This is a genomic window from Cupriavidus ulmosensis (genome assembly GCF_977008105.1).
Window position 1 is genome coordinate 2,035,735 of sequence record NZ_CDRMWP010000001.1, and the last position, 21,589, is coordinate 2,057,323.

General features: G+C 70.3%; 16 protein-coding genes. 8 read left to right on the plus strand and 8 right to left on the minus strand.

Annotation, left to right across the window (positions count from 1 at the left end; all coding sequences use genetic code 11):
- Window positions 1-37: 37 nt before the first annotated feature.
- The 4 genes from ACWTPI_RS09315 to ACWTPI_RS09330 all read right to left on the minus strand — a co-directional run bounded on the left by ACWTPI_RS09315 (window position 38) and on the right by ACWTPI_RS09330 (window position 4,552).
- A complete protein-coding gene (locus ACWTPI_RS09315) occupies window positions 38-1,348 on the minus strand; it encodes a TRAP transporter large permease (protein ID WP_020203695.1) in 1,311 nt (436 codons plus the stop codon).
- Window positions 1,348-1,899 (minus strand): TRAP transporter small permease subunit, encoded by a 552-nt coding sequence (locus ACWTPI_RS09320; RefSeq protein WP_020203694.1) that lies wholly within the window; start codon window positions 1,897-1,899, stop codon window positions 1,348-1,350. Before ACWTPI_RS09320 ends, ACWTPI_RS09315 begins: the two co-directional genes overlap by 1 nt.
- A gap of 142 nt (window positions 1,900-2,041) precedes the next feature.
- The gene (locus ACWTPI_RS09325) at window positions 2,042-3,004 is read right to left on the minus strand and encodes a TRAP transporter substrate-binding protein (protein WP_020203693.1); all 963 of its coding nucleotides are present in this window, start codon (window positions 3,002-3,004) and stop codon (window positions 2,042-2,044) included.
- A 204-nt stretch (window positions 3,005-3,208) separates the two neighbouring features.
- Entirely contained in the window at window positions 3,209-4,552 is a 1,344-nt protein-coding gene (locus tag ACWTPI_RS09330) for an amidase (RefSeq protein WP_454731526.1), read from the minus strand.
- A 320-nt stretch (window positions 4,553-4,872) separates the two neighbouring features.
- Between ACWTPI_RS09330 and ACWTPI_RS09335 the strand changes: the two genes are divergently transcribed.
- The 3 genes from ACWTPI_RS09335 to purL all read left to right on the plus strand — a co-directional run bounded on the left by ACWTPI_RS09335 (window position 4,873) and on the right by purL (window position 13,527).
- Window positions 4,873-5,481, plus strand: a complete 609-nt coding sequence (locus ACWTPI_RS09335) for a winged helix DNA-binding protein (protein ID WP_020203691.1) — start codon at window positions 4,873-4,875, stop codon at window positions 5,479-5,481.
- 77 nt (window positions 5,482-5,558) lie between these two features.
- Entirely contained in the window at window positions 5,559-9,212 is a 3,654-nt protein-coding gene (locus ACWTPI_RS09340) for a hydantoinase B/oxoprolinase family protein (RefSeq protein WP_454731527.1), read from the plus strand.
- Between the two features lie 256 nt (window positions 9,213-9,468).
- A complete protein-coding gene (gene purL, locus ACWTPI_RS09345; protein ID WP_454731528.1) occupies window positions 9,469-13,527 on the plus strand; it encodes a phosphoribosylformylglycinamidine synthase in 4,059 nt (1,352 codons plus the stop codon).
- Window positions 13,528-13,633: 106 nt separating this feature from the next.
- On the opposite strand, the gene ACWTPI_RS09350 is transcribed toward purL, so the two are convergent.
- From ACWTPI_RS09350 to ACWTPI_RS09365, 4 genes are all read right to left on the minus strand, one after another.
- Window positions 13,634-13,912, minus strand: coding sequence for a hypothetical protein (locus ACWTPI_RS09350; RefSeq protein WP_020203688.1), 279 nt, complete (start codon window positions 13,910-13,912; stop codon window positions 13,634-13,636).
- A gap of 260 nt (window positions 13,913-14,172) precedes the next feature.
- Window positions 14,173-15,012, minus strand: a complete 840-nt coding sequence (locus tag ACWTPI_RS09355; RefSeq protein WP_020203687.1) for a molybdopterin-dependent oxidoreductase — start codon at window positions 15,010-15,012, stop codon at window positions 14,173-14,175.
- Window positions 15,009-15,653, minus strand: coding sequence for a cytochrome b/b6 domain-containing protein (locus tag ACWTPI_RS09360; RefSeq protein ID WP_020203686.1), 645 nt, complete (start codon window positions 15,651-15,653; stop codon window positions 15,009-15,011). Before ACWTPI_RS09360 ends, ACWTPI_RS09355 begins: the two co-directional genes overlap by 4 nt.
- A gap of 10 nt (window positions 15,654-15,663) precedes the next feature.
- On the minus strand, window positions 15,664-16,311 hold the full coding sequence (locus ACWTPI_RS09365) for a hypothetical protein (protein ID WP_454731529.1): 648 nt from the start codon (window positions 16,309-16,311) through the stop codon (window positions 15,664-15,666).
- Window positions 16,312-16,459: 148 nt separating this feature from the next.
- Here ACWTPI_RS09365 and ACWTPI_RS09370 point away from each other — a divergent pair, with 148 nt between their 5' ends.
- The 5 genes from ACWTPI_RS09370 to ACWTPI_RS09390 all read left to right on the plus strand — a co-directional run bounded on the left by ACWTPI_RS09370 (window position 16,460) and on the right by ACWTPI_RS09390 (window position 21,587).
- Window positions 16,460-17,131: a heavy metal response regulator transcription factor gene (locus tag ACWTPI_RS09370; RefSeq protein ID WP_020203684.1), complete on the plus strand. Its 672-nt coding sequence runs from the start codon at window positions 16,460-16,462 to the stop codon at window positions 17,129-17,131.
- A gap of 20 nt (window positions 17,132-17,151) precedes the next feature.
- On the plus strand, window positions 17,152-18,624 hold the full coding sequence (locus ACWTPI_RS09375) for a heavy metal sensor histidine kinase (protein WP_454732464.1): 1,473 nt from the start codon (window positions 17,152-17,154) through the stop codon (window positions 18,622-18,624).
- Between the two features lie 412 nt (window positions 18,625-19,036).
- A complete protein-coding gene (locus ACWTPI_RS09380; RefSeq protein WP_020203682.1) occupies window positions 19,037-19,828 on the plus strand; it encodes an ABC transporter permease in 792 nt (263 codons plus the stop codon).
- A complete protein-coding gene (locus ACWTPI_RS09385; RefSeq protein ID WP_020203681.1) occupies window positions 19,825-20,487 on the plus strand; it encodes an ABC transporter ATP-binding protein in 663 nt (220 codons plus the stop codon). Before ACWTPI_RS09380 ends, ACWTPI_RS09385 begins: the two co-directional genes overlap by 4 nt.
- Window positions 20,484-21,587, plus strand: a complete 1,104-nt coding sequence (locus tag ACWTPI_RS09390) for a chain-length determining protein (protein ID WP_454731530.1) — start codon at window positions 20,484-20,486, stop codon at window positions 21,585-21,587. Before ACWTPI_RS09385 ends, ACWTPI_RS09390 begins: the two co-directional genes overlap by 4 nt.
- The last annotated feature ends 2 nt before the right edge of the window (window positions 21,588-21,589 follow it).

Consider the following 21,589-nt stretch of genomic DNA (forward strand, 5'->3'; position numbering starts at 1 on the left):
ATGCCGCCGGCGGCATGCGGCGGCCGGCAGCGCGGTCCTACTTCAGTTCCTTCTGCATCACCACGTCGGGCAGCCACGTGACCAGCGTCGGCCATACCGTGATGATGCCGATGGCGATCACCATCATCATGAAGAACGGCAGCGAGACCCGCGCGATGTAGTTGCTGTCCTTGCCTGTCATGCTCTGCAGCACGAACAGGTTGAAGCCGACCGGCGGCGTGACCTCGGCGATCTCCACCAGCAGCACGATGAATATCCCGAACCATACCAGATCGAAGCCCGCCGCCTGCACCATCGGCAGCACCGTGGCGGTGGTCAGCGCGATCATGGAAATGCCGTCCAGCGCGGTGCCCAGCAGGATGTAGATCACCGTCAGCACGGCGATCAGCGCCCACGGCGACAGGTGCATCGACGCCACCCACTCGGCCAGCGCGCGCGGAATGCCGGTGAAGCTCATCGTCACCGACAGGAACGAGGTGGCGCCCAGCACGAACATGATCATGGCGGTCAGCCGCGTGGCCGACATCAGGCTTTCCCAGAACGCCTTGCGCGTCAGCGAGCCGCCCGCCCAGGCCAGCGCCAGCGAGGCCACCACGCCGTAGGCGGCGGCCTCGGTGGCGGTGGAGTAGCCGGTGATCATGATCCAGGTGATGAAGGCGATCAGGATCATGCACGGCATCAACTGGCGGATCGAGGCCAGGCGCGCGCGCCAGCCGAAGTGCTCGGCCGGCGGCGTCTTGTCCGGGTTGGACAGCGCCCACGCCACGATGTAGCCCGAGAACAGCAGCATCAGCAGCAGGCCCGGCAGGAAACCGGCCAGGAACACGCGGATGATCGACACGTCCGCCGACACCGCGTACACCACCATCGTGATCGACGGCGGGATCAGGATGCCGAGCGTGCCGGCGCACGACAGCGAGCCCAGCGTCACGCGCTCGTCGTAGCCGCGCCGCGTGAGTTCGGGCAGCGCCGACTTGGCGATGGTGGCGCAGGTGGCGGCCGACGAGCCCGACACCGAGCCGAAGATGCCGCAGCCCAGGATGTTGACGTGCATGAGCCGCCCGGGCAGCCAGTTCAGCCACGGCGACAGGCCGTTGAACATCTGCTCGGACAGCTTGGTGCGGAACAGGATCTCGCCCATCCACACGAACAGCGGCAGCGAGGCCAGCGTGTAGGACGCGCTCGAAGACCACCACGCATTGGCCAGGTTGACCAGCGCGTCGTGGTCGGCGAAGACCACCAGCCCCACCCACGAGGTGACGGCGATGGCCACCGGGATCCACGCCCCGATCACCAGGAACACGATCATCACCAGCAGCAGGATCAGGGAAACCAGGACGGTGCTCATCAGACGGTCTCCCCGAAGTCGCCGGCGGCCAGCTTGGCCTCCTGCGCGAGCTGGTAGCGCGGCTTCTGGCGGCGCGCCACGCGCAGCAGCTCGTCGAGCACGGCCAGCGCGAAGCCGGCGCAGCCCAGCACCGCGAAGCTCTGCGGAATCCACAGCGGCACCACGATCTGCCCCTGCGAGACGTCGCCGATCTCCCAGCTCTGCCAGGCGAAGCTCAGCAGCGCCCAGGTGGCATAGCCGGCGAACACCGCGCAGATGGCGAGCGACAGCAGCTCGAGCCACCAGCGCTGGCGCGGGCTCACCGCTTCGAGCAGCATTTCCACGCGCACGATGCCGCCGTGCTGGAAGGTCTGGCCGAGCACGAGGAAGGCGGAGGCCGCGCACAGCCAGGCGACGATGTCGTCGCCGCCCTTGAAGATGATGGTGGTCTCGCGCGAGAAGGACATCAGGATCATGATGATGCAGACCCCGAGGATGCACAGCGCGCCGAGCACGGCGAACAGGTCAAGCAGCCGGTCGAGCCAGCGCTTGTTGACGGCAGGAGCTTCCATGACGGCAGAGGAGGGAGGATGCGGTGAAAGGAGACGCATGCCGCGGCGGCAGCGGGCGCCGCCGCGGCTGCGCGCGGGAAATGCGCGGGAAATGCGCGGTGGCGCCGCGTGCATGGCGCCGGACCGGCGCCGGCTGCCCGGCTTACTTCTTGTAGGCTTCGAGAATGGCCTTGCCGTCGTCGCCGGCGCTCCTGGCCCATTCGTCGACCATGACCTGGCCGACCTTCTGCATGTCCTGCCGCAGCTGCGGCGAGGGCGGCTGCACGGTCATGCCGTTCTTGCCGAGCACGGCGAGGTAGTCGCGCGTCTTCTGCTCGGAGACCTGCCAGCCGCGCTTCTCGGCCTCGGCCACGGTCTTGAGCAGGGCGTCCTGGGTCGGCTTGTCCAGCGCGGCGAAGGCCTTCTTGCTGACCACCAGCATGTTCTTCGGCAGCCAGGCGTCCACGGTGTAGAAGTACTTCACGCTTTCCCACACCTTGGTGTCGACGCCGGTGGCGCCCGAGGACATGAAGGAATTGACGGTGCCGGTGGCCAGCGCCTGGGCGAGGTCGGCGGCCTGGATCGTGACCGGCTGCGCGCCGACCAGCTCGGCGATCTTGGAGGTGGCGGGATTGTAGGCGCGCCACTTGAGGCCCTTCATGTCGGCCGCGGCGTTGATCGGCTTGTTGGCGTAGATGCCCTGCGGCGGCCACGCCACCGCGTAGAGCAGCTTCATGCCCTGCTTGTCGAGCACCTTGTCGGTGACGGCGCGCGAGGCCTGCCACAGCTTGTAGGAATCCTGGTAGCTGGTGGCCAGGAAGGGCACCGCGTCCACGCCGAACACCGGGTTCTCGTTGGCCAGCAGCGACATCAGGATCTCGCCCATCTGCACCTGGCCGGTCTGCACGCCGCGCTTGATCTCGTTGGCCTTGAGCAGCGAGCCGTTGGGATGGATCAGGATCTTGAGCTTGCCGCCGGTGGCCTTCTCCACATCGTTGGCCATCTGCTGCAGGTTCTCGGTGTGCAGGTTGTTGGTGGGGTAGCCGGTCGGCAGGTCCCACCTGGTCTGTGCCTGCGCCACGGGGGCCAGCGCCGACGCGGCGGCCAGCACCCCGCCCAGCAGCATGTACTTCAGTATTGCCTTCCCTTGCATCGATCTCTCCTGGTTGGTCGTTGCGGCTCGGTCTGTTCTGGTACGGCTTTTCTGTGCGGCTTGGGTCCTGCGTGTGTTTCGTGTGCTGCGTGGGTGCTGCATGGCGGTGCCCGTCCCGCGCGCGCGGCCTGGCTCAGGGGCCGCGCGGCGCGAAGGCCCGCCCGGGGGGCGAGCGTGTCAGGCGGCGGGCCTGACGATGGTTTCCAATGCAATTGCCGTGCCCAGCAACTGCGCGTCGCGCAGCGCACCGTGCGAGAGCATCAGCCCGACCGGCAGCTCGCCCGGCTGGTGGCAGGGCAGCGAGATCGAGCAGCCGTCGAGGAAGTTGAAGGCCGAGGTGTTGCGCAACAGCAGCGCGTTGGTGCGGAAGAAGAGGTCGTCGTCCGCCAGCAGCGGCGCGACCGGCGGCGCCACCATCGGCACCGTGGGGCAGGCCACCGCGTCGAAGCCTTCGATGCGCGCCAGCACGCGCGCGATCCAGGCGGCGCGCGCGCGCACCAGGTCCACGTAGTCGGGCGCGCTCATGGCGGCGCCGCGCTCGATGCGCATGGCCACGCGCGGGTCGTACTGGCCGCGCCGGGCCGCCAGCACGTGGCGGTGGATGGCGTAGGCCTCGGGCGCGGTGAAGCCGCCGGTGGCGTTGATGCCGGGCAGCTCGGCCAGTTCGGGCAGGTCGACCGGCTCGATGCGCACGCCGGCCGCGGACAGCAGGCCGAGGGTGCGGTCGAACGCGCGCGCCACGGTGGCGTCGAGGTCGTCCAGCAGGTACTGGCGCGGCACGGCCAGGCGGATGCCCGCCGCGGCCTTGCTGGCCGGCACCACGGCCTGGTCGGCGATCACGCTGTCGACCAGCGCGCAGTCGTGCACCGAGCGCGCCATCGCGCAGGCGGTGTCCAGCGTGTAGGACAGCGGAAACGCGCCGTCGAGCGGCACCCGGCGCTGGGTCGGCTTGAAGCCGGTCAGGCCGCATAGCGCGGCCGGGATGCGGATCGAGCCGCCGGTGTCGCTGCCCAGCCCGGCCACCGCCAGCCCCAGCGCCACGGACACCGCCGCGCCCGACGACGAGCCGCCGGGAATGCGCGCCACGCTGCGGTCGGCCGGGTTGACCGGCGTGCCGAAATGCGGGTTGATGCCGACGCCGGAGAACGCGAACTCGGTCATGTTGGTGCGCCCGACCAGCGCCGCGCCGGCCTCGCGCAGGCGGCGCACGACGGTGGCGTCCGCGGCGGCCGGCGCCGCATCGTCGCGCACCGGGGAGCCCGCGCGCGTGACCTCGCCGGCCACGTCGAACAGGTCCTTGACCGAGACCGGCAGGCCCGCGAGCGGATGCAGCGGCTGGCCGGCGCGGGCGGCGGCGTCGGCCGCGCGCGCGGTCTCGGCGGCGGCCTCGAAGGTGGCGTGGAGCAGCACGGACTGCGCCGCGGGCTGCCGCGCCAGTTCGGCCGCGGCGGCGATCACGCCGGCGCGCGTGGCGCTGCCGTCGTGAAGTTTTGTCTGCAATGTATGGATATCGGTGGGCATCTGGTTCGCGGATCAGCCGCGCTCGGCAAGGTTCGGGTCGAGTCTAGCCAGTGCGCCGGTGCCGCGCAACCAGAGCGCCGGCGGGCGTCGCGCCGGCCCCGCGATAGTGCGTCCGCCGGTTTTCCTGCCCTGTCTTCGTGCAGAATCCACTGCTACGTCCCCGATGTTTTGCTTGGATTTATTTGGTGTTTATCCTCATAATTTGTTTATAAACTGTCAAGCCAAATCTGCGGGCCAAGCCCCCGGGGATATACCTAGCCGGGCCGCCGGCCGCGCCACGCGGGCGCATCGGACCAACAATGAGAGAGAGGAGTGTAGACATGGCGCGTAAGCCAGCCGCCGGCCAGGACCCGGCCGAGCACGACAACGGCGCGCAGGACGCGCCCGCGCGGTCCGCCGCCGCAGCCACCACGTTGCCGCGCGCGGTCGGGCCCAACATCGTGTCGTCCTCGCACCTGGTGTCCGAGCGCAGCCCCGAGCTGTCCGAGTTCGAGTTCGGCCTGAACACCGCCTACAACGCCTACAGCCGCTGGGTGGTGCGCTGCATGGGCGCCTCCGGCGTGCGCGACCTGACCTTCCTCGACGTGCTGGTGCTCCATCACGTCAACCACCGCGCGCGGCCCAAGCGGCTGGCCGACATCTGCTTCGTGCTGAACGTGGAAGACACCCACCTCGTCACCTACGCGCTGAAGAAGCTGCAAGGCATGGGGCTGGTGGAGGGCGAGCGCGTCGGCAAGGAAGCCATCTACACCACCACGCCGGCCGGCACCCAGGCCTGCGCGCGCTACCGCGAGATCCGCGAGCAGTGCCTGACCAGCAATTTCACCGCCGGCAGCGCGGAGAACGCCGAGATCGGCGAGCTGGCGCGGCTGCTGCGCGTGCTCACCGGCCTGTACGAGCAGGCCGCGCGCTCGGCCACTTCGCTGTAGGCCGCGGCATGCGCGCGGCACCGGCGCGCATGCCATCGTTCCCGACATCCCATCACGCCAGACAAGGAAGCCCCCGCATGCCGTCGCCAACGCCGCAGTCATCCTCCGTTGCAGCCCCGGACCGCCGCCGCTGGCAATTCTGGATCGACCGCGGCGGCACCTTCACCGACGTGGTCGGGCTGCGGCCCGACGGCGCGGTGGTCACGCACAAGCTGCTGTCCGAGAACCCGGAGCAATACCGCGACGCGGCCGTGGCCGGCATCCGCCACCTGCTGGGCCTGGCGCCCGATGAGCCGGTCACGCCGGCGCTGGTGGAGGTGGTGAAGATGGGCACCACGGTGGCCACCAACGCGCTGCTCGAGCGCAAGGGCGAGCCGCTGGCGCTGTTCATCACGCGCGGCTTCCGCGACGCGCTGCGCATCGCGTACCAGAACCGGCCGCGCCTGTTCGACCTGAACATCGTGCTGCCCGAGCTGCTCTACCGCGAGGTGGTGGAGGTCGGCGAGCGGCTCGACGCGCGGGGCGGCGTCGTCGCGCCGCTGGACGAAGCCGCGCTGCGCGCCGACATGCAGCGCGTGTTCGCCGGCGGCACCCGCGCCATCGCCATCGTGTTCCTGCACGGCTACCGCGCGCCGGCGCACGAGCAGGCCGCGGCGCGCATCGCGCGCGAGACCGGCTTCACGCAGATCTCGGTGTCGCACCAGGTGTCGCCGCTGATGAAGCTGGTCTCGCGCGGCGACACCACCGTGGTGGACGCCTATCTCTCGCCGATCCTGCGCCGCTACGTGGAGCAGGTCGAGCAGCAGATGCCCGGCGTGCGGCTGCAGTTCATGCAGAGCAGCGGCGGCCTGACCGACGCGCACCGCTTCCAGGGCAAGGACGCGATCCTGTCCGGGCCGGCCGGCGGCATCGTCGGCATGGTGCGCTCGTCGCAGGGCGCCGGCTTCGGCCGCGTCATCGGCTTCGACATGGGCGGCACCTCCACCGACGTGTCGCATTTCAACGGCAGCCATCCCAACGATTTCGAGCGCGTGTTCGAGACCGCCGTGGCCGGCGTGCGCATGCGCGCGCCGATGATGAGCATCCACACGGTGGCCGCCGGCGGCGGCTCGATCCTGCATTTCGACGGCAGCCGCTTCCGCGTGGGGCCGGACTCGGCCGGCGCCAACCCGGGGCCGGCCAGCTACCGGCGCGGCGGCCCGCTGGCCGTGACCGACTGCAACGTCATGCTCGGCAAGATCCAGCCGCGCCATTTCCCCAGCGTGTTCGGCCCGGGCGCGGACGCGCCGCTGGACCGCGACGCCGTGGTGTCGCGCTTCGCCGAGCTGGCGCGGGCCGTGAGCGCCGCCACCGGCGACGCGCGCAGCCCCGAGCAGGTGGCCGAAGGCTTCATCGAGATCGCGGTCGGCAACATGGCCAACGCGATCAAGCAGATCTCGGTGCAGCGCGGCCACGACGTGACCGGCTACACGCTCACCACCTTCGGCGGCGCCGGCGGCCAGCATGCCTGCCTGGTGGCGGACGCGCTCGGCATGCAGACCGTGTTCGTGCACCCGCTGGCGGGCGTGCTGTCGGCCTACGGCATGGGGCTGGCCGACCGCACCGCGATGCGCGAGCGCGCGGTGGAGGCGCGCCTCACCGGCGCCGCGCTGCCGGCGCTGCAGGCCACGCTCGACGCGCTGGCGCAGCAAGCGCGCACCGAACTGCTGGAGCAGGAAGTGGCCGACGCGCAGATCGAGGTGGTGCGCCGCGCCCACCTGCGCTACGAAGGCACCGACTCCGCGCTGGTGGTGCCGTTCGGCACGCTGGCCGGCATGCAGGCCGCGTTCGACGCCGCCTACCGCCAGCGCTATGCGTTCCTGATGCAGGGCAAGCCGCTGATCGTGGAAGCGGTTTCGGTGGAAGCCATCGGTAGCAGCGAGCCGCCCGCGGAAAAGCTGCCCGAGCCGGCGCCGCGCGGCGGCGGCCCGGTGCCGGCCGAGCGCGTGCGCATGTTCAGCGGCGGCGCCTGGCACGACACCGGCCTGTTCCCGCGCGACACGCTGCGCCCCGGCGACGTGCTGCCCGGCCCGGCCATCATCGCCGAGCGCAACGCCACCACCGTGGTGGAGCCCGGCTGGCAGGCCGAGCTGACCGCGCGCGACCACCTCGTGCTCACGCGCGCGGTGCCGCGCCCGCAGCGCCGCGCCGTGGGCACCGACGCCGACCCGGTCATGCTGGAGGTGTTCAACAACCTGTTCATGTCGATCGCCGAGCAGATGGGCCAGCGGCTGCAGAACACCGCCTACTCGGTCAACATCAAGGAGCGGCTCGACTTCTCCTGCGCCATCTTCGACGCCGCCGGCAACCTGATCGCCAACGCGCCGCACATGCCGGTGCACCTCGGCTCGATGGGCGAGAGCATCAAGACCGTGATCGCGCGCAACGCCGGCGGCATGGCCGACGGCGACGTGTACGTGCTCAACGACCCCTACAACGGCGGCACGCACCTGCCGGACGTGACCGTGATCACGCCGGTGTTCGACCAAGCCGGCCGCGAGATCCTGTTCTACGTGGGCTCGCGCGGCCACCATGCCGACATCGGCGGCATCACGCCGGGCTCGATGCCGCCGGACTCCACCGTGGTGGAAGAGGAGGGCGTGCTGATCGACAACTTCCCGCTGGTCAAGGCCGGCGTGCTCGACGACGCCGGCATGCGCGCGCTGCTGGCCGGCGGGCGCTACCCGGCGCGCAACGTCGACCAGAACATGGCCGACCTGCGCGCCCAGGTGGCGGCCAACGCCAAGGGCGTGGAAGAGCTGCGCAGGATGGTGGCGCAGTTCGGCCTGCCGGTGGTGCGCGCCTACATGGGCCACGTGCAGGACAACGCCGAGGAAGCGGTGCGCCGCGTCATCACCGCGCTCAGGGACGGCGCCTACGATTACCCGCTCGACAACGGCGCGCGCATCCGGGTGCGGGTGACGGTGGACCGGGAACGGCGCGAAGCCGTGGTGGACTTCACCGGCACCTCGGCGCAGCTGCCCAACAACTTCAACGCGCCGCGCGCGGTGTGCATGGCGGCGGTGCTGTACGTGTTCCGCACGCTGGTCGACGAGGACATCCCGCTCAACGCCGGCTGCCTCAAGCCGATCAAGGTGATCGTCCCGGAAGGCTCGATGCTCAACCCGCGCTATCCGGCCTCGGTGGTGTCGGGCAACGTGGAAACCTCGTCGTGCATCACCAATGCGCTGTACGGCGCGCTCGGCGTGGTGGCGGCCAGCCAGGGCACCATGAACAACTTCACGTTCGGCAACGAGCGCTACCAGTACTACGAGACCATCTCGGGCGGCAGCGGCGCCGGCAGCGGCTTCGACGGCTGCGACGTGGTGCAGACCAACATGACCAACTCGCGGCTGACCGACCCGGAAGTGCTGGAATGGCGCTTCCCGGTGCGGCTGGAAAGCTACGAGATCCGCCCGGGCTCGGGCGGGGCGGGGCGCTGGCATGGCGGCAACGGCGGCATCCGCCGGGTGCGCTTCCTGGAGCCGATGACCGCCTCGATCCTCTCCAACAACCGCCTGCACGCGCCGTTCGGCATGGCCGGCGGGGCGCCCGGCGCCACCGGGCGCAACTACGTGGTGCGCGCCGACGGGCGGGAAGAGGCGCTCGGCCACGTGGGCCGCCGCGAGATGGCGGCCGGCGATGTGTTCGTGGTCGAAACGCCGGGCGGCGGGGGCTTCGGCGAGGCCTGAGCGGGGCGGGCGGCGGCGGCCCCGGCGGTACTCCGGCAGGCGCTTCGCGCGGCGAGTGGCGATAGCGCCGCTCGTTGGCCCTTGACCGGTCAGTACCGGTCCATGCCGGCCCGCGCCGGGGCGCGGCGGGCCGTGCTGCAACGCGGGAAAGGGCGGCCGACAAGGTATAATGCCGGTTTCCCGCCAGCACGGCGCCCCAACCAGCGGCGCCGGCCGGTAGCAGCCCCTACCTCCTGCCCTCCCGACCGCTCAGATCATGGCGCATTTTTCGTGCTTCCCCGGCGCATTGGCCCTTTCCGCCTTTCGCCAGCAACGCCTGCTCACCGCCCTCAAGCAGATCGACGCCGACATCGAGTCGGTTCACGGCCAGTTCCTGCATTTCGTCGATGCCAACGCGCCGCTGTCGCCGGCCGACAGCGAGCGCATCGCCGCGCTGCTGACCTACGGCGCGCCGTTCGAGCCGCAGGCCGAGGGCGACCGCTTCGTGGTGATCCCGCGCTTCGGCACGATCTCGCCGTGGGCCAGCAAGGCCACCGACATCGCGCACAACTGCGGCTTCGGGGAGGTGCACCGCATCGAGCGCGGCATCGAGATCACCGTGATCTGCAAGAAGGGCCTGCTGCGCGGGCGCAAGACGCTGGACGCCGGCACGCGCGCCGCCGTGGCCGCGCACCTGTTCGACCGCATGACCGAGACCGTGGTCGCCGCGCGCGAGGACGCCGCCGCGCTGTTCCAGGAACTGCCCGCCAAGCCGCTGCGCTTCATCGACATCGCCGGCGGCCGCGCGGCGCTGGCGCAGGCCAACGCCGAGATGGGCCTGGCGCTGTCGGAAGACGAGATCGACTACCTGGTCGAGGCCTACGCCAGGCTCGGGCGCAACCCGACCGACGTCGAGCTGATGATGTTCGCGCAGGCCAACAGCGAGCACTGCCGCCACAAGATCTTCAACGCCACCTGGACCATCGACGGCGTGCAGCAGGACAAGTCCCTGTTCGCCATGATCCGCAATACGCACCAGCTCAACCCGCAAGGCTCGATCGTGGCGTACTCGGACAACTCCGCCGTGATGGAAGGCGACGTGGCCGAGCGCTGGTTCCCGCGCGGCGCCGCGCAGAAATACGGCCGCCACGAGGCGCTCACGCACACGCTGATGAAGGTGGAGACGCACAACCACCCGACCGCCATCTCGCCGTTCCCGGGCGCCTCCACCGGCGCCGGCGGCGAGATCCGCGACGAAGGCGCGACCGGCCGCGGCGCCAAGCCCAAGGCCGGCCTGACCGGCTTCACGGTGTCCAACCTGATGCTGCCGGACGCCGTGCAAAGCTGGGAAAACGCGCGCGACGCCGCCCAGCCGCTAGCGCACCGCAACCCCGACGACAAGGCCGGCCGGGCCGACAACATCACCGGCAAGCCCGACCGCATCGCCTCGCCGCTGCAGATCATGATCGACGGCCCGCTCGGCGGCGCCGCCTTCAACAACGAATTCGGCCGCGCCAACCTGGGCGGCTACTTCCGCGTCTACGAGCAGAACGTGGGCGGCACCGTGCGCGGCTACCACAAGCCGATCATGATCGCCGGCGGCATCGGCAACATCGACGCCGGCCACACCCACAAGAACCCGCTGCCGGCCGGCACGCTGCTGATCCAGCTCGGCGGCCCCGGCATGCGCATTGGCATGGGCGGCGGCGCCGCCAGCTCGATGGCCACCGGCACTAACACCGCCGACCTGGACTTCGACTCGGTCCAGCGCGGCAACCCGGAAATGGAGCGGCGCGCGCAGGAAGTCATCAACGCGTGCTGGCAGCTCGGCGACGACAACCCCATCCTGTCGATCCACGACGTGGGCGCGGGCGGCATCTCCAACGCCTTCCCCGAACTGGTGGACGGCGCCGGCCGCGGCGCGCGCTTCGACCTGCGCCAGGTGCACCTGGAAGAGTCGGGCCTGAGCCCGGCCGAGATCTGGTGCAACGAATCGCAGGAACGCTACGTGCTGGCCATCGCGCCGGACTCGTTCCCGCTGTTCCAGGCCATGTGCCAGCGCGAGCGCTCGCCGTTCGCGGTGGTCGGCGTAGCCACCGAGGAACAGCAGCTGCAACTGGTGGACGCGCACGTCGACGCCTCGCTCAAGGAGCACTACGCCGTCGACATGCCGATGGACGTGCTGCTCGGCAAGCCGCCGCGCATGCACCGCGACGTGCGCCATGTCGAGCAGGTGCTGCCGCCGGTGGACGTGACCGGCCTCGCGCTCGACCAGGCCGTGCGCGACGTGCTGCGCCACCCGACCGTGGCCAGCAAGTCCTTCCTCATCACCATCGGCGACCGCACCGTGGGCGGCATGAACGCGCGCGACCAGATGGTCGGCCCGTGGCAGGTGCCGGTGGCCGACGTGGCCGTGACCACGCTCGACTACAAGGGCCGCGCCGGCGAAGCCATGACGATGGGCGAGCGCACCCCGCTGGCCGTGATCGACGCGCCGGCCTCGGGCCGCATGGCCATCGGCGAGGCCCTGACCAACCTGGCCGCCGCGCCGGTCAAGGATCTCGGCAAGGTCAAGCTGTCCGCCAACTGGATGGCCGCCTGCGGCGTGGACGGCGAGGACGCGCGGCTGTACGACACCGTGCACGCGGTCGGCATGGAACTGTGCCCGGCGCTCGGCATCAGCATCCCGGTGGGCAAGGATTCGCTGTCCATGCGCACCAAGTGGGACGACAACGGCATCGCCAGGGAAGTGGTGGCGCCGGTCTCGCTGATCATCTCGGCCTTCGCCGCGGTGGACGACACCGACCGCACGCTGACCCCGCAGCTGCGCACCGACGCCGGCGACACCGTGCTGATCGCCATCGACCTGGGCCGCGGCAAGAACCGCCTCGGCGGCAGCATCCTGGCGCAGGTCACGCAGCAGGTCGGCGACGCCACGCCGGACGTGGACAGCGCCGACGACCTGAAGCACTTCTTCAACGTGATCCAGCGCCTGAACCGCGAAGGCAAGCTGCTGGCCTACCACGACCGCTCCGACGGCGGCTTCATGGCGGCGCTGGCGGAAATGGCCTTCGCCGGCCACTGCGGCGTGTCGCTCAACGTCGACATGCTGGCGCTGGACCCGCAGCAGGAGCAGGACTACGGCGACGCCAAGAACTGGGCCCAGCAGATCGGCGAGCGCCGCAACGACCAGACCCTGCGCGCGCTGTTCTCGGAAGAGCTCGGCGCGGTGATCCAGGTGCGCCTGTCCGAGCGCGACGCCGTGTTCGGCGTGCTGCGCGAAGTCGGCCTGTCGGCCTGCAGCCACGTGGTCGGCAAGCCCAACGCCACCGACCAGATCGAGATCTACCGCGACGCCAGGAAGGTCTTCGGCGCCGCGCGCGGCGAGCTCCAGCGCATCTGGAGCGAGGTGAGCTGGCGCATCGCGCGGCTGCGCGACAACCCGGCCTGCGCCGACAGCGAATACGACCGCCTGCTGGACGCGGCCGACCCCGGCATCTCGCCGGTGCTGACCTTCGACCCGGCCGCGGACATCGCCGCGCCGTTCGTGGCCACCGGCGCGCGTCCCAAGGTGGCGATCCTGCGCGAGCAGGGCGTCAACTCGCAGATCGAGATGGCCTATAGCATGGACCGCGCGGGCTTCGACACGCACGACGTGCACATGAGCGACCTGATTGCCGGGCGCGCCAGCCTGGCCGACTTCAGCGGCTTCGTCGCGTGCGGCGGCTTCAGCTACGGCGATGTGCTGGGCGCCGGCGAGGGCTGGGCCAAGACCATCCTGTTCAACGCGCGCATGGCCGAGCAGTTCGCCGCCTTCTTCAACCGCCAGGACACCTTCGCGCTGGGCGTGTGCAACGGCTGCCAGATGATGAGCAACCTCGCCCCGATCATCCCGGGCGCGGGCGCGTGGCCCAAGTTCACGCGCAACCAGTCCGAGCAGTACGAAGCGCGCTACGTCACCGTGGAAGTGCAGTCCTCGCCGTCGATCTTCTTCGCCGGCATGGAAGGCAGCCGCATCCCCATCGTGGTGGCGCACGGCGAAGGCTTCGCCGACTTCTCGCAGCAGGGCGACCAGAAGCAGGCCCGCGTGGCGCTGCGCTTCGTGGATAACCACGGCGCGCCGACGCAGACCTACCCGCTCAACCCGAACGGCTCGCCGGAAGGCATCACCTCCGTGACCACCACCGATGGCCGCTTCACCGTGCTGATGCCGCACCCGGAGCGCGTGTTCCGCACCGCCACCATGAGCTGGGCGCCCGACGCATGGAAGCAGGTCGCCGACGGCGGCAGCCCGTGGATGCGCATGTTCCGCAACGCCCGCAAGTGGGTAGGCTGAACCGGCGCAGGCTGGTTGCAGTGGAACGGGCCCTTCGGGGCCCGTTTTTTTCATGGAGACGTGGCGGCGCGCGCGGCTGGCCATGCCGACATGGGCCGCGCCCGCATCACCCCGCCACCGTGCTCCACGCCTGATAAACGTAATACAGAGGCCGCTGCGGATCGCAGCGGCGCGCCACGTCCGGCGCGGCGCCGCGCAACTGCATGGTGACGAGCACCATGCGCGCGGCCTTGACCGGCGAGTAGCGGTCGCGCAGCGGCAGCATGGGCAGCACCGCGCGCCATTCCGGCGGCAGGCCGTCGCAGGTGAAGGTGCCGAGCGCGCAGTAGCCCCAACCTTCGGAGGTCAGGTGCCAGAGTCGCCGGAACTGGTTGCGTGCGGGCATGATCTCCCTCGTTCGTCGCGGCGCCCGCCGCGGGAGAGGATGTGCGGGCATGGGCCAGGCCGGCCGCGCCTGGTCGGGCGGCGGCGGGCGAATGGGTTCGATCTTACCCACGGGCGGCCGCGCTGTGAATGCCCCGCGGCGTTGCCGGCCGGAAATGCGTGCGCGGGGCTGCATCCGGCGGCATGCTTGCAGCCATTTCCGGGGCCGGACCGCGCCGGCGTCACCCGCCGCCCGCCGCCGCTCGGCTCCGGACTGCCGGCCTAGATCCCGCTGAACCAGTTGTAGCCCTGGTCTTCCCAGTAGCCGCCGGGATTCTCGTTGGTGACGAACAGCGCGGCGATATGCTTGGGGTTCTTGAAGCCGAGCTTGGTCGGCACGCGCAGCTTGAGCGGATAGCCGTACCTGGGCGGCAGCGGCTCGCTGCCGAAGTCCAGCGCCAGCATGGTCTGCGGGTGCAGCGCGGTCGCCATGTCGAGGCTGGAGTAGTAGCGGTCCGCGCACTTGAAGCCGACATAGCGCGCCGTGGTGTCCGCGCCGATGCGCTGCAGGAACGTGCGCAGCGGCACGCCGCGCCATTCGCCGACGGCGCTCCAGCCTTCGATGCAGATATGGCGCGTGATCTGGCCCGCCTGCGGCAGCGCGCGCAACTGCGCCAGGCTCCAGCTGCGCTTGTCGGCGACGAGGCCGGAGACTTCCAGCCGGTAGTCGCCGCCGTCCACCTCGGGCACGTCGAATTCCTGGTAGAAGGCGTTGAACGGGAACGGCTGCGTGATCTGGCTGCGCGCGTAGGTCGGCGCCAGCCGCGCGCCGCTGAACAGCCACGCCTGCACGCGGTCGTTCCAGCGCGACATGGACCACAGCACCTTGTCCACGGTGTCGCCGTCCTGCAGCGTGCAGCCGGCCAGCATGGACACCGCGCCGAGCGACAGCGACGAGCGCAGGAACATGCGCCGCTGCAGGCGCGCCAGCTGCGGCCGGAAATCCGCCGCGCTGAGGGCCGGCCGCGCCGGCGTGGCGATGACGCCGGCCGCGCGCGGCGCGTCTTCGGTGCGGATGGAATCGGGACGCGCGGCTGGCGTCTTGCCGGACGGCTCGCTCATGCTTCGGCTTCTCCGTGATGGCCGCGCCGCGCGCGGCCGGTGAACATGGGCAACAAGGTGGACGGCACGGCCACGACCAGCGCCAGGTGCACGGCGACGAAACCGACGATGCCGGCCATCGCGAAGAAATGCACGCGGCGCGCGGTGTCGAAGCCGCCGAACAGGCCGGCCAGCCACCAGAGCTGGACCGGCTTCCAGATCGCCAGCCCGGACGCCACCACCAGCACGCCGAGCAGCAGCACCGCCACGTACATCAGCCGCTGCACCGCGTTGTAGGCGCCGGGCCGGTGCGGCAGGCGCAGGCGCAGCGCCAGGCCGGCGTCGCGCAGCGCGGCGCGCGCGCTCAGCGGCAGGAAATGCCGGCGGAAATGGCGCGTGGCCAGACCGTAGCCGAGATAGAGCAGGGCATTCGCGCACAGCAGCCACATCGCCGCGAAATGCCAGGCGATCGAGCCGCCCAGCCAGCCGCCGACCGTGGCCCACGCCGGGAAGCGCAAGCCGAACAGCGGCGAAGCGTTGTAGATGGCCCAGCCGCTCATCACCATGCAGGTCATGGCGAAGGCGTTGATCCAGTGCGTGGCGCGCACCGCCAGCGGGTGGACGATGGCGCGCCGCGCGGCGGCGGGAGTCGGCTTGCGCATGGCGCGTGCCTTACATCGGCGGCACGACGCCGTTCTTGCCGGCCGAGACAAAGCGCGCGGTCAGCGCGCCGTCGGCGGCCTTGCTGGCGAACAGCACCACGTGGGCGCCGGGCACCAGCAGCGAGCGGTCGCCCGGCTCCAGGTTGACGATGGGCACGTCGGCGGGGATCACGATGCGCTTTTCGCCTTCGGGGTACTTGACGGTGATGGTGCGGCCGTTGCTGACCACCACGCTGCCCACCGTGCCGTTGGTCATGCTGCTGTTCTTGCCCAGGTCCCAGGCGCGGTGGCCTTCGCCGCTGCCGCGCATGCTGGGCGGGAACACGTGCACTTCCAGCGCCTTGAGCGAGCCGTCGGCCTGCGGGATGGCGGCCGAGCCGATGTAGCTGCCGGCCTTGATCTCGTCGACCTTGGCCAGCGTCACGGCGCGCAACGCGGTGTCCTTGCCCAGGCCTACGTCGAGATCCTGGCCCGAGCGGGTATGCACCTTGAGCGTGTCGCCGGCGAGGGCGGTCACGGTGCCGCGCACGCCGATCGGCGCCGCGGCCGGCGCGGCGGTGGCCTGCGCCTGCGCCGCCGGGGCGCCTGCGAGGGCGGCGCCGGCCAGCAGGGCGGCGGCCAGCACGGTACGGCTCAACTTGCTCGAAACGATGTTCATCCTGCACCTCTGTAAGGGTGGAAACCGAGGTGCAGGTTAGGGCCGCCGGCGGGTCGCGCTGGTGACTTTTTGGTGACAAATTTGTCACTAATTCGCGCGTACCGCTCGCTAGAATGACAGCCATATCCGCACAACCGGGCAGTGCATCATGAGCATCCTCGTCATCGAAGACGATCCCAAGACCGGCGACTACCTGCGCAAGGGCCTGCGCGAAAGCGGCTATGCCGTCGACCTCGCGCGCACCGGCACGGACGGCCTGCACATGGCGCTCGAGCATCCCTACGACCTGGTCGTGCTCGACGTGATGCTGCCCGGCATCGACGGCTGGGAAATCATGCGCACGCTGCGCGCGCGGCGCGACCTGCCGGTCATCTTCCTGACCGCGCGCGACCACGTCAACGACCGCATCCACGGCCTCGAGCTGGGCGCCGACGACTATCTCGTCAAGCCGTTCTCGTTCGTCGAACTGGTGCTGCGCATCCGCACGCTGCTGCGCCGCGGCGTGGTGCGCGAGGCCGAGCTGTTCGAGTTCGCCGACCTCAAGCTCGACGTGCTGCGCCGCAAGGTCACGCGCCAGGGCATGGAGATCACGCTGACCAACAAGGAATTCCTGCTGCTGCACCTGCTGGTCAAGCGCCAGGGCGAGGCACTGTCGCGCACGCTGATCGCCGCCGAGGTGTGGGACATGAACTTCGACAGCGACACCAACGTGGTGGACGTGGCCATCAAGCGCCTGCGTGCCAAGGTGGACCAGCCGTTCGACAAGAAGCTGATCCACACCGTGCGCAGCATCGGCTATACCTTCGGCGAGGGCGCATGACCAGCGGCACTGGCACCGGCATGGTCACCTGGTACCGGCGGCCGTGGTCGCTCACGGTGCGCACCACGGTGTCGTTCGCGCTGATCGCCTGCGTGGTGATCGGCACGCTGGGCGCGTATTTCTACCAGTCGGTGAAGGCCTCGATGGAGGCGCACGCCGATCTCCAGCTGATCGGGCGCGTGACGCATTTCAGCCGGCTGGCCAGCGACGTCTACACCGTGGCCGAGCTCAAGCACCGCCCGCTGCTGTTCGAGACCATGCTCGGCGCCGAGCGCGACGTGCTGATCTTCCGCCGGCCGGGCGAGGCGCCGTTCATCCGCGTCAACCCGGACGACCTCGCGGTGCCGCCGCAGCTTGCCGCGCTGATGGCCGGCGATGGCAGCGCGCCCACGCGCGAGGCCATCCTGCGCACGCGCCTGCGCGACGGCGTGCCGATCTACTGGGCGGCGGCGCTGGCGCGCTCGAACGAGGACGGCAGCATGGTCGAGGTGATCGCCGCCCATCCGCTGGCCAACGAGATGCAGATGCTCGGCGCCTACCGCGACCGCGTGCTGCTGGCCACGCTGGTGGGCATGCTGGCGGCCACCGCGCTGGCCTTCTTCGCCATCCGGCGCGGGCTGCGGCCGGTGGGCAGCATCGCCGCGCGCGCCGCCGAGATCAGCCCGGCCAGCCTCGACGTGCGCCTCGACGAGCGCGGCGCGCCGGCCGAGCTGCGCGGCCTCGTGGGCGCGTTCAACGCCATGCTCGACCGCCTCGGCGAAGGCTACGAGCGGCTCTCCCAGTTCTCCGCCGACCTCGCGCACGAGATCCGCACGCCGGTCGGCGCGCTGATCGGCCAGACCCAGGTGGCGCTCAGCCAGGTGCGGCGGCCCGAGGAATACGAGGAGGTGCTCGAATCCAACCTGGAAGAGCTCAACCGGCTCGGCAACATCGCCGAGAACATCCTGTTCCTGGCCCAGGCCGACCACGCGCGGCTGTCCATCGAGCATGCCGCGGTGGCGCTGCCGGCCGAGCTCAACAAGATCGCCGAATACTTCGAAGGGCTCGCCGACGAGAAGGGCATGCGCTTCGAGGTGGCGGCCGACGGCATGCTGTGGGCGAACCCGCTGCTGTGCCGCCGCGCCATCAACAACCTCGTGGTCAACGCCGTGCGCTACGGCGCGCCGGGCAGCGTGATACGGCTGTGCGGCGCGCGCGAGGGCGGCAGCACCGTGGTGTCGGTGGAGAACCAGGGCGACGCCATCCCGCGCGAACAACTGGACCGCCTGTTCGACCGCTTCTACCGCGGCGACGCCGCGCGCAGCCGCGTGGCCGAATCCAACGGGCTCGGCCTGGCCATCGTGCAGGCCATCATGGCGCTGCACGGCGGGCAAGCGGAAGCCACCTGCCCGGCGCCGGGGCGCGTGCGTTTCGCGCTGCGCTTTCCTTCGCATCTGCCTTCGCATCTGCCCCCGCATTCTCCTTCGCAACTGTCGCCCGAATCCGCCGCGTAAGGACGCCGGCGCGCGGCGCGCAGGAAACGTCTTGCTACCTTGGCGGAAACGGCTGATACGCGCGCGCCGCATCAGATCGATCGCGCCCGCCGACAGAAACATGCCGCGCATGCTTGGGAAGTGTCTGGTGCGCAAGCCGCATTCGGTCACGTACTATTTCCACGCTGCTGCAACGCATTTTTCGCAGCGATATTCTGGAAGGTAGCGGCAACGAGGCCGGGCAGCCGATGGCACCGTGCCTCGCGGCCATCTTGTCTTAGCCGGTGAAGTCTGCCGGGTGCCGGGCTTGCCTGCCGGGCGCCCGCCGCTTCCCGCCGCGGCCCCCGTGCGGCGAAGGCTAGTGCGCTCGCGCGCCACTCTCCAGCACGCTCCCCCGGCCGCCTGGCGGCCAATGGTCATGGTTTGTCCGAGCATGCCTTCAAACGTCGTCCGCTCCCGTTTCTCCGTCGCCCTCTCGGTGTGGCGCGCCCTGTTCCTGCGCGAGGCCAATGCGCGCCTGGCCACCGAGCGCGGCGCCTGGCTGTGGCTGCTGCTCGAGCCGGCCATCCACATCGGCTTCCTGATGCTGCTGTTCGGCGTGGTGCGCCACGTGCTGATCCCGGGCATGGCGTCCAGCCTGTTCATCCTGGTCGGCATCCTCGGTTTCTTCCTCGTGCGCAACGTCGCCGGCCGCGGCGCCGAGGCGATCAAGGCCAACGCCGCGCTGTTCGCGTACCGGCAGGTGCGCCCGGTCGATGCGGTGCTGGTGCGCGCCGCGCTCGAAGGCCTGCTCTACGGGCTGGTGTTCGTCGTGCTGCTGGCCGCCTGCGGCCTGGCCGGCGTGGACGTGTGGCCGCGCGACCCGCTGCAGGTGCTGCTGGCCGCCGCGCTGCTGTGGCTGCTGGGCGTGGGGCTGGCATTGAGCCTCGCCACGCTGGGCACGCTGGTGCCCGAGCTGGGCCGCATCGTCAGCCTGTTCTTCGCGCCGCTGTATTTCATCTCCGCGGTGATGTACCCGATCGCCAGCGTGCCGCGCCCGGCACGCGACTGGCTGCTGCTCAACCCGATCCTGCACGGGCTCGAGGCCATGCGCGGCGGCTTCTTCCCGGCCTATCGCGGGCAGGCCTACGCCAGCCTTTCCTACCTGCTGGCATGGTCGCTTGGCAGCGTCCTGTTCGGGCTGGCCCTGCAGCGGCGCTTCGCCACGCGGCTGGTGGCGCAATGATCAGGATCTCCGGCCTGCACAAGCGCTATCGCGGCGCGCCGACGGACGGCTGGGTGCTGCGCGACGTGTCGCTCGAAATCCCCGCGTCGAGCCGGATCGCGCTGATCGGCCGCAACGGCGCGGGCAAGTCCACGTTGCTGCGCCTGATCGGCGGCACCGACACGCCCAACCGCGGCGAAGTGGTACGGCGCTGCCGCGTGTCGTGGCCGCTCGGGCTCTCCGGCGGCTTCCAGGGCTCGCTGAGCGGGCGGCAGAACGCCAAGTTCGTCTGCCGCATCCACGGCGCGCAGGCGGGGCTGGACGACAAGCTCGCCTTCATCGAGGACTTCGCCGAACTGGGCGCGGCGTTCGACGCGCCGGTCAAGACCTACTCGTCCGGCATGCGCTCGCGGCTGGCCTTCGCGCTGTCGATCGCCTTCGAGTTCGACATGTACCTGGTCGACGAACTGACCGCGGTCGGCGACGCCGCCTTCAACGTCAAGTCCCGCCAGGCCTTCCAGGATCTCGCCGGGCGCGCCGGCCTGGTGATGGTGTCACACAGCGAATCGACCCTGCGCAGCTATTGCGAATCCGCGGTCTGGCTGCACGAAGGCAGCGCCTACCGTTTCGACAGCGTGGATGACGCCATCCAGGCATACAAGAAGAGCATGACAAGGTGAGCAAGCTGTTCGGGCAACTCAAGCAATGCGGCTGGCTCTGGCGCATCGCCATCGGCGCGTGCCTGCTGGCCGCCGTCTACTGGGGCGTGGTCGCCTCCGACCGCTACGTGTCGGAAGCCAAGGTGGTGGTCGAGCGCAGCGACGCCGTGGGCGCCACCGCCACCGACTTCTATGCCTCGCTGCTCGGCGCCAGCGCGGCGCCGCAGGACCTGCTGCTGCTGCGCGAATACCTGCTGTCCGCCGACATGCTCAGGAAGCTCGACGCGCGGCTCGCGCTCAAGGCGCACTACAGCAGCGCGCAGCGCGATGCCCTGTCGCGCCTGTGGCCGGCCGACGCCTCGTTCGAGCGCTTCCATGCGTACTACCTCGGGCGCGTGAGCGTGGAATACGACGACTTCTCCCACACGCTGGTGATCCGCGCGCAGGCCTACACGCCGGCGATGGCGCAGGCCATCGCGCGCCTGCTGGCCAGCGAAGGCGAGCGCTTCATCAACGAACTGGCGCACCGCGTCGCCGGCGAGCAGGTCGTCTACATCGAGAACCAGGTGCGCGTGCTGGGCGAACGCATGAAGGCCGACCGCCAGGCGCTGCTGGCCTACCAGAACGCCAACGGGCTGGTGTCGCCGCGCGGCGACGTCGAGAGCCTCTCCGGCGTGGTGGCCGGCGCCGAGGCGGAACTGGCCGACCTGCGCGTCAGGCGCGCCGCGCTCAAGGACGTCTACACCCCGCAGTCGCCCGCGATCCAGCAGATCGACGCGCAGATCGCCGCCGTGCAGGCGCAGATCGGCGCGCAGCGCGCGCGCATGACCTCGCCCAGGAACCGCGCGCTCAACCAGGTGGTGGAAGAACACGAACGCCTACAGGCCGCCGCCGGCTTCAGCCAGGACCTCTACAAGACCGCGCTCGGCGCGCTGGAGAAAGCGCGCATGGAAGCCACGCGCAAGCTCAAGAACGTGGCCGTGGTGCAAAGCCCCACGCTGCCCGAATATCCGCTGCAACCGCGCCGCGTCTACAACATCGCCGTGTTCGTGCTGGCGGCGCTGGCGCTGGCCGGCGTGCTCCAGCTGCTCGGCGCCATCATCCGCGATCACCGGGACTAGCC